Annotated in this window: 13 protein-coding genes and 2 pseudogenes; 9 read left to right on the forward strand and 6 right to left on the reverse strand. The window is 70.1% G+C overall.

Going from position 1 to position 11,481, the window contains the following annotated elements; all coding sequences use genetic code 11:
• Positions 1–160 precede the first annotated feature (160 nt).
• On the forward strand, positions 161–517 hold the full coding sequence (locus tag ACZ52J_RS33050) for a sulfatase-like hydrolase/transferase (protein ID WP_465623983.1): 357 nt from the start codon (positions 161–163) through the stop codon (positions 515–517).
• Between the two features lie 500 nt (positions 518–1,017).
• Here ACZ52J_RS33050 and ACZ52J_RS33055 read toward each other — a convergent pair whose 3' ends face one another.
• From ACZ52J_RS33055 to ACZ52J_RS33065, 3 genes and pseudogenes are all read right to left on the reverse strand, one after another.
• Complete coding sequence (locus ACZ52J_RS33055) at positions 1,018–1,344, reverse strand: hypothetical protein (protein WP_465623985.1); 327 nt, start codon at positions 1,342–1,344, stop codon at positions 1,018–1,020.
• A gap of 180 nt (positions 1,345–1,524) precedes the next feature.
• Positions 1,525–1,743 carry a hypothetical protein gene (locus ACZ52J_RS33060; RefSeq protein ID WP_360502835.1) on the reverse strand — a complete coding sequence of 73 codons (219 nt, stop codon included), beginning with the start codon at positions 1,741–1,743 and terminating at the stop codon, positions 1,525–1,527.
• Positions 1,744–2,299: 556 nt separating this feature from the next.
• Positions 2,300–2,661, reverse strand: a pseudogene (locus ACZ52J_RS33065) (DUF4232 domain-containing protein).
• Between ACZ52J_RS33065 and ACZ52J_RS33070 the strand changes: the two are divergent.
• The 4 genes from ACZ52J_RS33070 to ACZ52J_RS33085 all read left to right on the forward strand — a co-directional run bounded on the left by ACZ52J_RS33070 (position 2,627) and on the right by ACZ52J_RS33085 (position 6,669).
• Positions 2,627–3,133 (forward strand): hypothetical protein, encoded by a 507-nt coding sequence (locus tag ACZ52J_RS33070; protein WP_465624009.1) that lies wholly within the window; start codon positions 2,627–2,629, stop codon positions 3,131–3,133. The pseudogene ACZ52J_RS33065 and the gene ACZ52J_RS33070 overlap by 35 nt on opposite strands.
• Before the next feature lie 102 nt (positions 3,134–3,235).
• The gene (locus ACZ52J_RS33075; RefSeq protein WP_465623987.1) at positions 3,236–4,537 is read left to right on the forward strand and encodes a helix-turn-helix domain-containing protein; all 1,302 of its coding nucleotides are present in this window, start codon (positions 3,236–3,238) and stop codon (positions 4,535–4,537) included.
• A 297-nt stretch (positions 4,538–4,834) separates the two neighbouring features.
• Positions 4,835–5,797: a phosphatidylinositol-specific phospholipase C gene (locus ACZ52J_RS33080; RefSeq protein WP_465623989.1), complete on the forward strand. Its 963-nt coding sequence runs from the start codon at positions 4,835–4,837 to the stop codon at positions 5,795–5,797.
• Between the two features lie 173 nt (positions 5,798–5,970).
• Positions 5,971–6,669, forward strand: coding sequence for a hypothetical protein (locus ACZ52J_RS33085; protein ID WP_465623991.1), 699 nt, complete (start codon positions 5,971–5,973; stop codon positions 6,667–6,669).
• A 173-nt stretch (positions 6,670–6,842) separates the two neighbouring features.
• Here ACZ52J_RS33085 and ACZ52J_RS33090 read toward each other — a convergent pair whose 3' ends face one another.
• The 3 genes from ACZ52J_RS33090 to ACZ52J_RS33100 all read right to left on the reverse strand — a co-directional run bounded on the left by ACZ52J_RS33090 (position 6,843) and on the right by ACZ52J_RS33100 (position 8,713).
• A complete protein-coding gene (locus tag ACZ52J_RS33090) occupies positions 6,843–7,403 on the reverse strand; it encodes a hypothetical protein (protein ID WP_465623992.1) in 561 nt (186 codons plus the stop codon).
• A gap of 323 nt (positions 7,404–7,726) precedes the next feature.
• The gene (locus ACZ52J_RS33095; protein ID WP_465623994.1) at positions 7,727–7,888 is read right to left on the reverse strand and encodes a hypothetical protein; all 162 of its coding nucleotides are present in this window, start codon (positions 7,886–7,888) and stop codon (positions 7,727–7,729) included.
• 156 nt (positions 7,889–8,044) lie between these two features.
• On the reverse strand, positions 8,045–8,713 hold the full coding sequence (locus ACZ52J_RS33100) for a TetR/AcrR family transcriptional regulator (protein WP_465623996.1): 669 nt from the start codon (positions 8,711–8,713) through the stop codon (positions 8,045–8,047).
• Positions 8,714–8,771: 58 nt separating this feature from the next.
• On the opposite strand from ACZ52J_RS33100, the gene ACZ52J_RS33105 reads away from it, so the two are divergent.
• The 4 genes and pseudogenes from ACZ52J_RS33105 to ACZ52J_RS33120 form a co-directional block, all read left to right on the forward strand.
• Positions 8,772–10,220 (forward strand): MFS transporter, encoded by a 1,449-nt coding sequence (locus ACZ52J_RS33105; RefSeq protein ID WP_465623998.1) that lies wholly within the window; start codon positions 8,772–8,774, stop codon positions 10,218–10,220.
• Positions 10,217–10,612, forward strand: a complete 396-nt coding sequence (locus ACZ52J_RS33110; RefSeq protein ID WP_465623999.1) for a cupin — start codon at positions 10,217–10,219, stop codon at positions 10,610–10,612. Before ACZ52J_RS33105 ends, ACZ52J_RS33110 begins: the two co-directional genes overlap by 4 nt.
• Before the next feature lie 285 nt (positions 10,613–10,897).
• The gene (locus ACZ52J_RS33115) at positions 10,898–11,086 is read left to right on the forward strand and encodes a hypothetical protein (protein ID WP_465624001.1); all 189 of its coding nucleotides are present in this window, start codon (positions 10,898–10,900) and stop codon (positions 11,084–11,086) included.
• A gap of 117 nt (positions 11,087–11,203) precedes the next feature.
• Positions 11,204–11,481: pseudogene (locus ACZ52J_RS33120) on the forward strand (ISAzo13 family transposase); the annotation flags it as partial.

The raw sequence follows: 11,481 nt of genomic DNA on the forward strand, positions 1-11,481 counted from the left end.
CGTCCGTCCGTCCGTCCGGCTGGTCGGCCGGCCGGCCGGCCGGCCGGCCGGCGGTGCGGGGGTTCACCGGTTTGCAGCACTGCGCACGGCGGGCGCCCCGGCCGACTCCTAGCGTGGGAGCGAGGCAGGACCGGCGGGGCCGAGGAGAGGGACGCGGACGATGGCGGGCAAGCCGAACATTGTGGTGCTCTGGGGCGACGACATCGGGATCACGAACCTGAGCTGCTACAGCGACGGCCTGATGGGGTACCGCACGCCGAACATCGACCGGATCGCCGCCGAGGGTATGCGGTTCACCGACTACTACGCGGAGCAGTCCTGTACGGCGGGGCGTTCGGCGTTCATCACCGGCCAGAGCCCGTTCCGCACCGGCCTGTCGAAGGTGGGGCTGCCGGGGGCGGAGCTGGGCATGCAGCCGCAGGACCCGACCATCGCCCGGGTCCTGAAGGAGCAGGGCTACGCCACCGGCCAGTTCGGTGGCGCCGGTCAGGACGTCCTTGGGGTCGACCGAAGGTGATCCGGAGTTCTGCCAGAACTCGCCGCTCCCGGTGGAGTCCGCAGAATTGAAGAAAACCATTGGTACCTCCCGGTGGTACCTATCGGATCGGCGATGCCTCCCGACTGAAACCGGCGGAAATTCCACAGGAAGCGCGCACGGCGCAATTGACGAAGGCGCCCTGCGTCAAACGTGCACCTGCGAGATCCGTTGACGAAACCGGGTCGGAGGCTGCGGACCCGTAGCAATCGATCTGCTTTTGGCGTCTGACACAACCGTAGTCCTGCACCTTACTGCTCCGCCAGTGCTTGACGCCCCCGGAGAAACACTTCGGCCTCCTGGATTCCGGGCCTGATGACGGTCTGTAATTCTTGCCGTGACGGTCCTGGCCACCAGCGGTCGAGTGAGATGTCTGAAATCTCGACTGTTCCGCCCGGCAGCCTCGTTATTCACCTGCCCCGACGCACTACCCCAACGCACTGGGCCCTGCCGCACGCGCTCGTTGACCGGCGTCGACGAGGTCAATCGGCCGTGAGCCGGATCTGGTCCACGGACGGCAGGGAGGTCGGCATCTCATCGGTGACCCAGGCGTACTCCAGCGCTGACAAAGTCGTGCCGCCCTCGACCCACACCAGCAGTTCGCCGATGTATTCGCCGGAGCGGTCGTGAACGAAAGCGCCGACCGGCACGAGCGTGAACGCCGGTGCGGGATGCGGCTCCAGCCCCCGCACCCGCAGGTCGACGCTCACGGACCGGGCTCCCCAGGTGGCCACGACCTCGGTCCGGTCCAGTTGGCTGCGCAGCGCCGAGGCGCCGACGAAGTCGACTGTCAGGAGGTGGTCCAGCACGGCTCGCTCGGAGTCGTTCAGCGGACGAGGTTCGACGGGCACGACAGACATGTGCTCATCTTCGCAGTTCGCCGCCCGCCCCCTTCGCCGTACGTCGTGGTCCGTGACGGATGGATGCCGAGGGGCCGGTTCGTGAAATCTCCGCAGTTCAGAGACCTGTGGCGGCGCGGGCCGGAACCGTCAGCCCTGCCGCTCCGGGTCGGAGAAGGTCAGTCCGCCGACCGCGAGCGGGCGCCGGGCCGGGGCGGGTACGGGGACGGTCTCGCCCGGCGGCTGGCGGAAATCGGCGCCCTGCTCGACCGGCAGCGGCCGACGCCCGTCGGACCAGGCGGGAACGGGCGCGTCGATGGCGGGCTCGGAGAAGGCGGGCAGCGAAAGGGTGGGACGATCGGTAGTCATGATCCAAGTCTCGCAGCCCGGAGGGGCAGAGTGGGACAGTCTCGCCGTCGGGCTCAGGTCCTGGAGGCGAAACGGACGGGGTGACGGGGTGGTGGCCGAGCGCCTCCTGGATCACGTACTGTCCCACAGTTCCGTGATGTCGAGCGGTGGCAGCTGTGACAGCGTGGTGCCGGCGGCGTTCATGGCGTCGGCCTAGCAGGAGCCCGTGTTGCTTGTAGAGCGGGGTCAACTCGGGTGCGATGTCGGTATCCCAGAGATCCAGGAGCACCGGCCGAGACCGTTGTCCGCTGCGAAGAGTGGCAGGTTCAGGACCTTCGCCGCGAGCGTCAGGCATCAGGCATCAGACATCAGACATCAGCGACGGGTGACGGCGGCTTCCCGCGAGAGGCACGGGGTCGTCCGGACTTCCGAGGACAAGAACCTGGAAGGCCGCGCCGGCGTAAACGGCCAGGAGCCGGGCGATTCTGCGGGGCGTGTGGCGCATGGTGGCGTGCCTGCTTTCCGGTCGGGTGCTGTCGGTTCGTGCTTGCTCCCGGTTCGTCGGGTGTTGCCGGAGTCACCAGGAGACGGCGTCGTCCAGCGACTGCTGCCAGTAGGTGACCTTCAGGGAGTCGTCCACGTAGACGCCGTTCGCGGGCAGCGACGGGTGGGCTCCCGCGCCGACGCTCTCGTTGCCTGAGCGCCCCTGGAAGTAGACGACCAGGGACGGCGCCGTGTGGCCGTTCGAGCCGTCGATGCCGTCGGTGGAGGACAGGTTGACGGAGGCGTAGCCGGACTCGCCGGGCTTGAGCGTGACGACGGCCTGCGGCTTCGAGTCGGTGATGACCGGGGCAGGGACTGGGCCTCACCGAACCGGACGGCCGGGTAGCCGTAGAGGTAGCAGATGCCGGAGCCGGTGTTGGTGACCGTGAGCAGCATGTGGTTCACGGGGCGGTTCAGCGGGGCGGCGGTGGTCTTGGTGTTGGAGCCCTCGCAGGTGCTCGGGTTGGCGGCCGCGGGGGCGGCGGGTGCTGCGGGGGTCTTCGGCGCGGGGGTGCCGGTGGCGGGCTTCGGGCCGGTGGGCTGGGGCGCGGCGGCCGGGGGCTTGCCGGTGGAGACGGCGGTGCCGGCGGACGGGGCGGCGGATGTCGCGGGGGCCGTCGGCGAGGCCGGCGTCGCGGCGGGCACGGTGGCCCTGAGCGACGGGCCGGTTGCCGTCGCGATGTCCCCGCTGTCGTTGCACGCGGTCATCGAGAAGGCGGCGAACGCGACGCTCGCGGCGGCGGTGATCAGACGGGTGCGGGAGGTACGGACGGACATGTGGTCGTGCCCCTTTCGGCAGTCGGTCGGGTGGTGGGTCGATCGGATGACCGAAGCTTGTGCGGTGATCCGTCCCACCCGCCACGTCTGACGCCCCGATGGGTAGGGTGGAACGGCGATTGTGGCTCTGACCAGCAGGGGTGGAACGGGCCTGGAACGCTGGAACGGGACGCGGGGGGAATGGAGGGGACGGGTGGCGGAGGACATGGGGGCCGCGGCGACGGAGGAGTTCGCGCGGCTGCTGCGCGTACTCAAGACCCGCTCTGGCTTGAGCTACGGAACGCTGGCCAAGCGGCTGCACACGAGCACCTCGACGCTGCACCGCTACTGCAACGGCACGGCGCTGCCCAACGAGTACGTGTCGGCGGAGCGCTTCGCACGGGTGTGCCGGGCGACTCCGGACGAGCTCGTGGAACTGCACCGCAGTTGGATCCTGGCGGACGCGGCGCGGGGGCGCCGGACGGATCGGGCCCCGGAACCGGAACCGACGCCGACTCCGACGCCGGCCCAGGTTCAGGCCCAGGCCCCGGTCGCGCAGCAGCCCCGGACTGAACCGACGGCCCCGGCCGCCCCGGTGGAACCCCCCTCCGCAGGGGGCACGGGCGGGGAGCCGGTCGTCGGGGTGGCGGAGCCCGCCCCGCCTCGGCGCCACCGTGGCGCGCTGATCGCCTCCGCCGCGGCCGTCGCCCTGGTGACCGCCGTCGTGGTGGTCGTGCGTCCCGCCGTCTGGGGCGGCGACGACGATACGGTCGGCCGGCCGGCGGCCGGTGCCACGACGGCGGGCCCGGGGGCCGTACCGGCACCATCCGTCTCCGGCCCCACCGCCTCCACCGCCTCCACCGCCGAGAATGCGCCCGCGAGCCCGACCGCCACTCCCACCCCGCCCGGCGACGCGCCCGCGCCGCTCACCGTCGGCGTCCGCCCGTACGTCTACGCCGATCCGTGCAGCCAGCACTTCCTCGTCAACAGCGCGCCCGCCCAGGTCGGGCCGCCCGCCCCCGAGCGCGACGCCCCGCGCTGGTCCGCCGCCTACGGCGCGGTCTCCTCCGGCGAGCAGGAGATCGCCCTCACCGTCCAGGGCACCGGAGCGGACACGGTTGTCCTGGAGGCACTGCACGTGCGGGTCACGGCCAAGGGCGCGCCGCTCGCCTGGAACGACTACTCGATGGGCGTCGGCTGCGGCGGCGAGGTCGACACCAAGTCCTTCGACATCGACCTCGACCGGGGCAGTCCCGTGATCACCGTCCAGGGCGGCCAACGCGAATTCCCGTACAAGGTCAGCAAGTCCGACCCCGAGGTCTTCTACGTCACCGCGCACACCAAGGCGCATGACGTCCGATGGGACCTCGCACTGGACTGGTCCAGCGGCAGCCGCCGCGGCACCATCCGCCTCGACAACGGGGGCACCCCCTTCCGCACCAGCGCCGACGTCAACCGCCCCGGCTACGACTACCCGCTGGGCGGCAGCGAGTGGATCAAGCGGACGGACGGCTAGGGATCCCGCGAAGGCCGCTCGAAAGGGCCGGACCCCTGCGCGATCTGCGGGCCGGACTCACCGAAGCGGCCGCGTTTCTCGGGGTGCTTGAACTCGACGCCGAACATCGGCTCCGCGTCGAAGCACCCGGACGGGTCGCGGGGCGCAGAACGGCGTCGATCAGCAGGTAGCCGGTGGCCACGCGGCCGGGCGGTTCGCGAACGATGAACCGGGCCCGGGCGGTGGCCCGTTGGAGTCGACAGAAGAGACGTTCGCATCCGATCACCCATCAGGACTCCGATTCCGGAGGTTTCTTGTATGCCGATCAACCGTAGGACCCTTCTCCGAGCCGCCGCGCTCACGGCCACGACCGGTGCGCTGGGCGTCGCCGGTTCGGGCGCGTTGGCCTCCGCCGCACCGGACCGCCTCGTCCGCCGCCCCACCGAGAAGTGGATGTCGCTGCTGGGCGACAACGTGAAGCTGTCGCAACTGACGATCCCCGGAACCCACGAGACCTGTGCGCTCTACGACGGCGGCGCCTTCGGCTATGCCCAGTGCCAGGAGTGGCGGATCCCCCAGCAGCTCCAGGCGGGGGTGCGATTCCTCGACATCCGATGCCAGGTGATGGGCGATGTCTTCACCATCCACCACGACAAGATCTACCAGAAGATCAACTTCGGTGACGTGCTGAACCTGTGTATCGACTTCCTGAAGTCGAACCCCCGCGAGACGATCATCATGCGGATCAGGAAGGAATACACCGAGGGGCAGGACTACCGGTTCAGCGAGATCTTCAACTACTACATGGACGGCATGGACGGGAAGGGCAACTACCGGCCGTGGTTCTGGCTCCCCAAGACCGGTTCGCTGCCCGACGGGCTGCCCACCCTGGGCCAGGTGCGCGGCAAGATCGTCCCCATCATGTCGGACTTCACCTGGGGTGACGGGCGCTACGACCCCCTGCGGTGGGGGGACAGCAACCGGATCTGGCTGCAGGACGAGTTCGGCGACGGGTCCAGCCGCAAGGTCCAGCGGGTCAGGGCTGGACTGGACACGGCGTTCTACCACCAGGACGACGGCAAGCTGTACATCCACTTCGCCAGCGCCAGCGCCTTCCCCGAGGATCCGTACAGGATCGCCAAGGTCGTCAACCCCTCCATCCAGGACTACCTGACGCCGCGCATCTCCCAACGCGCGCACTACGGCGTGATCGCGATGGACTTCGTGGACGAGCGCAAGGACCTGCTGCAGATGATCGTCGACTGGAACTTCGGGCTCTGACGGCACAAGGTGAACGCCCCGAAGCCGACCTTGGGTTCCAGGGTTCGGGGCCTTCACCCTGACAAACCGTCCGGACGCAGTCCGAGGATCGGACGATCCATGGGACGGCAGCGAACTCCGGTGGGATGCTGTGACCTTGGTCCGACCACCGCACCGACCCGTGGGAGCCCCCCATGCCGCTGTTCGGCAACCGCAAGAACCTTCCGAAGCCGCTGTGCGACGAGCACGGCCCGTGCAAAGCGCTGGCCGCGATCTCGGTCTTCGAGGTCCGGGACCGGCTGCGGCTCCTGGTCACCCCGACCCGCACCCTGGGGCCCGACCCCATGGCCCGGCAGATCGACGACGAGCTGTCGGTCGTCCTGTGCGTGAACGGCGGGAAGCGGGGCGGGACGACCGAGGCCCTGTCGATAGCCGAGCACGCCGCCGACCAGTGGAGCGTCAGCCGGGCCGAGCTCTGGGAGCGGGCCTTCGCCAACCTGGCCACCGAGCAGCTCAACCGGCAGTCCTTCAACGCGTCGAACGGCGACATCCTCTACGCCGTCAACGGGACAGGGGTGTGGCCCGGCGCCGCCCAGGCCCTGCGCCTGGAGAACGCCCTCGGCGGGGTCGAGCTGCCCCACGGCGCCCTGGTCACCCTGCCGACGAACAACGCGTTCTGCGCAGCGCCGATCCGCAGCGGCGCGTCACTGAACGCGATCCGCTTCATGATCGACCTGTCGAAGCAGCTCCAGGCCAACGATCCGGCCCCGCTGACCTCGTCGATCTTCTGGTACCGGGACGGCTGGTTGGAGAACCTGAACGTCGGGGACAACGGCATGATGCGGCCCTCCGCCCGCTTCCGGGAGCTGGCGAGCAGCCTCCCCGCCACCTGAGCCCGCCCGCCGCCCTGCGCGCCGCGCCCCGCGCCCCGCGCATGAGAGGGGACGCCGTGCCGAGCGGCGTCCCCTACGTCTGTCACCGCGGTCCGGCTGACTCCTCCTCGGACGCGGCACGCGCGCGCAGCTGTGAACCCCCGGAGGCTATCTCGGGGAAAGGCCGGCGGCGATCAGTCCGAAGCGGCCGGGGCGCCGGGGTGGTCGTCCTGTCGCGCGACGGCCGCCGTCCACTGCGGGAACTGCGCCACGGGTATCGCGGACGAGGCGACGAAGTCAGGGCGCAGCGACGCGGCGGGAAGGAACGCGACGCGGCATCGTCGGCACAGCCAACTCGCCCGCCACACCCCTTGGAGCTGCTGCCACTGGTCGTAGGTCCGCGGCCACTCGCCCGCGGTGTCATTCCGACGGCTTCGGTGGTCGGAATGGATGGTGAGCCCGATCCCCAGCAGGATCGCGGCGACGAGGAACGCGCCGTAGTGGTAGCCGACCTGGTAGGCGGCGTCGGAGCCGGCGTCGCCGTCTCCGGAGAACAGCGTGCGCAGTCCCAGCAGGGTGAAGAGGCCGGCCAGGACGAAGAGGGTGATCGCGGCCCCGGTCGTGCCCCCGGGCTCGGGTGGCATCGACAGCAGCTCCCGCGTCGGCGAGTCGAGGGGCCGGTCAGCATCCAACAGGGCTTTCCGTACGGCGATGGTCTCGTCCGCCGCGGCGCACGTCGGGCAGGTGACGCTCATCGAGAGGTGGCTCCAAAGGTGCGGCACGGTGTACACGGAAGAGCACGTAGTACAGCACAGAGCCTGACTGCCCGTACGACCGGTCCTGACTCCAAACGGACGGCCTGGTGCAGTCGTTGCGGGTTCGGCGCGCGGCTGCACGGGCCCGGCGGAGAGCGCAGGACCCGCATCGCCCCGCCCCGCCCCGCCGGCCCGCTCGCCGCCCGGCTGGCCGCCGATCAGGGTGCGGCCGGGTGTTGTCCGGCCGGCTGGAGCCCGTTGGGCCGTCGTGCGAACGCAGAAGTGCCTTCCCTGCCGGGTTGACAGAGACCTTCGACAAGGCCTCATCTTCCCGGCACGGAAGGCACTTTCGCACTTTTCGCATTTCCGATGACGATGACGATGACGATGGCATTGGCGATCACGATCCGGGCATTGTCCCAGGTGAACGCCCAGGCCGACTCACTGCCATGAGCCCGGGCGCCGGCATCTTGCCGAATACCCACTCAACGTCACGTACGTTTCGGCGACCCAGACCCGCGAGGAGTGGCGGCTGCGCCCCCAGCTCAAGGCGACCATGCTCGACAGAGGAGACGCGCTGGTGTGTTGGCAGAATGTCAGCGGTGCAGGACGTTGACGCGTTCATTGGCGGCTGCGGTCCGTCAGCGGGTGGTGAGGAGGCCGTCCACCAGGGCTCGGAGCCCGTCCAGGTAGGTGTCCTCAGCGGTCAGCGACGCCCAGTGGTCCGCGACCTGTGCCAAGCGGGGAAGCTCGCCCGGGTCGAGATCGGCGAAGACTTGCTCCCGGTAGGTCGCACGGTCATCGTCTGCGCGCCGCCGGGTCGCTGCCGCGCGGACCATGATTTCACCGGCGGTGTAGTACCAGATCGCGCGGTAGCCGCGCACGGCCTGCTCAGGGGTCAGTCCGCACTCGACCAGGCCATCGACGATCTGCTCGACGAACCACAGTGCGGACGTGGACATCAAGTCGTCGGCGGTCAGCACCTCAGTGATCCAGGGGCAGGCGGCGAGCGCCTCGTGGATCGCGGCGGCAGCGGCGACGATCCGCTCGCGAGGGTGGGCAGGCAGTTCGGGTCGGCGCAGTGTCCGCGTGGCGTAGTCGTCCAGTAGCAGGACGAGCAGGTCTTCCTTGTTGCGGACGTGGTGGTAGAGCGCCATCGGCGTACTGCCGATCTCTGTGGCCAGTCGCCGCATGGTCAGCCGGTTCACGCCTTCCTCGGTCACGATCCGGTTGGCCGTCTCGATGACCTCCGCAAGGAGGATGCGGGGAGGTCGGCCGAGGGTTTTACGCGGTGCGGACGGTTGCGGCATGCCTCCCATCATCCCCCAGGTGTCGACAGCGGCGATCCCTTCGCGCTACTTTCCTTACATGTATAAAAACTTACGGGGGCGCCCCGGAGCGGTGCTGGCGGCAGCAGCCGTCGCCCAGTTCGTCCTCGCCCTGGACATGTCGGTGGTCAACGTCGCACTGCCCGCGATCCGCACAGCGCTGGGATTCGCGCCGCTCGACCTGTCGTGGGTCGTGCACCTCTACGCGCTCACGTTCGGCGGGTTACTGCTGCTGGGTGGCCGCGCTTGCGATCTGTACGGCCAGCGTCGACTGTTCGTGCTGGGCTTGGCCGTTTTCGGGCTGTGCTCGCTGGCGGGCGGACTGGCTCAGGCACCCTGGCAACTGATCGCCGCCCGCGCCGGGCAAGGCCTGGGCGCCGCTGCCGTCGCGCCGGCCGCGCTGGCGATGCTCACCACCACCTTCACCGAAGGCCCCCAGCGCGCCCGCGCGCTCGGGGTGTGGAGCGCGGTGAACGCCGCAGGCGGCGCGCTGGGCGTGCTGGCAGGTGGGCTGCTGACCGAGTACGCGGGCTGGCGCTGGGTCATGCTGATCAACCTGCCCATCGTCGTGGCGGCTCTCGCGCTGGTGCCCGCAGGCGTGCCCGCCGGCGCACAGCCCGCCCGGCGCGAGAGGCTGGACGTGCTGGGTGCCGTCCTGGCGACCGGTGGAGTCGGGTTACTGGTGTTCGGTGTCGTCCGCACCGACACCCTTGGCTGGGGCTCCCCGATCACGTGGGCGACCCTCGCCGCCGCGGTCGCGCTGCTGGCCGCCTTCGTCATCGCCGAGTCACGAGTCACCGCACCCCTGCTGCGCTTCGGCCTCCTGAGCAGCCGTTGGGTCGCCGGCGCGAACGTGCTGGTGTTCCTGGCCGCGGCCGGGCAGTTCACGGCGTTCTACTTCGTGTCCCTGTACATGCAGCAGGTCCTGGGCATGGGCACCGCAGCAACCGGCGCCGCGTTCCTGCCCTTCTCCGCAGGCCTGGTCGCGGGCACCGTCGCCGCGACCCGCATCACCTCCACCCGCACACCTCGCGCATCGCTCGTGCCCGGCGCCCTGCTGGCCGCCGCGGGCCTGGCCTGGTTCGCGCTCATCAGCCCCGACGGCAGTTTCCTCGCCGACGTACTCGGCCCGTCCCTCGTCACCAGCATCGGTACCGGACTGGTGCTGGCCCCGGTCGCCGCCGCCGCGACCACCGGCGTCGCTCCGCGTGAGGCCGGCATGGCCTCCGGCCTCTTCAACAGCTCCCGCCAACTCGGCGGCTGCATCGGCCTGGCCGCCCTGGCCACCATCGCCGCACACCACACCGGCACGGCCACCGACCCCGCCGCACTCAACGACGGCTACGCCCTGGGCCTGGCCATCGCCGCCGCCCTCTTCGTGCTCGCGGCGGTCGTGGCCATCGGCGTACTGCCGCGCCGCCGGGCCGTCACACCTCTCCCGCGACCCACCGCCCCCACAGAGAGCCAGTTGGAAGGAACATCATCATGACGACGACCCCCATCGACCTGTTCGCCTCGGCGCTGCACTTCCACCCCGACGGCGACGTCCGAGCCGTCGAACGGCAGATGACGAGCAGCGACTCCGGCGCCTGGCAGATCGCCACGTTCCACGTGGAAACCGACGCCGACGTTCACGCCGACCACTGGGAGATGCACCCACAGGCCGAGGAAGCGGTGTGCTGCCTGACCGGCGGCATCCGCCTCTACTTCCGTTCCGACAGGCCCGGCGGCACCGAGGACATGGTGCGGTTGCAGGCAGGCACCGCGGTGATCGTCCCCCGTGGCCGCTGGCACCGCCTGGAACTGGACGTTCCCAGCGACCTGATGTCGATCACCCTTCGCCACGGCACCCGCCTCGAAAAGCGCACCGACACCCACTGACCGAACGTGGCCCGGCAGACCCGCTGCCGAGCCACCACAAGCCTCACCCAGTCAGCTACTCTGCCGCTGGGGCCGACTGCGAGCCCGGAGCCCAACGAGCTGCGTCCATCTTGAAGTTGCAGGTCAGCGGGCGCCTGCCTGTTCATCATCGCCCATCCCAGCTGGCCTGGGCCAACTCGCCGATGCGTCTACGGTGTCACCAGCCTCACGCCCGAGCACGCCGGTCCGGTGGAGATCGCGCAGCGCGTCCGAGAGCACTGGGGCGTCGAGAACAAGATCCATCACGTGCGTGACACCGCATACGCCGAGGACCCCTCCCGCGTCCGCACCGGCACCGCGCCCCGCGCCATGGCCACCCTGCGCAACCTCGCCATCGGTGCGCTGCGACTGACCGGCCACGACAACATCGCCGCAGGCATCCGTCACCACGCCCGGGACGCCGCCCGCCCGCTCGGCACACTGGGCATCATGTGATCAAACCGGACACATCTCCAGAACGGCGCAGCCCTGGGAGCTGACGATTAATAACTTACGGACCTGATGACGTACTTGGGGTCGTAGGATCTCGGCGTGACGGAGGAGACCGAGACCGTGCTCGGGGAGGCGTTCGCCGCGCTGCTGCCGCATCTGGATGAACGGCAGCGGCGCCTGGCGTTGGGGGCGGCTGCCCGGGTGCTGGGGTACGGGGGCGTCCGCAGGGTTGCTCGCGTTGCGCGGGTGGCGGAGTCGACGGTGGCGCGCGGTGCGCGCGAGCTGGCCTCGGGCGGTGAGTCTGCGGGCCGGGTACGGGCGATGGGTGCGGGCCGCAAGCGGTTGCGTGAGAGCGATCCGGGCCTGGTCCCGGCCCTGCTGGCGCTGGTCGAGCCAGA

Source organism: Kitasatospora sp. NPDC034035 (genome assembly GCF_055575755.1).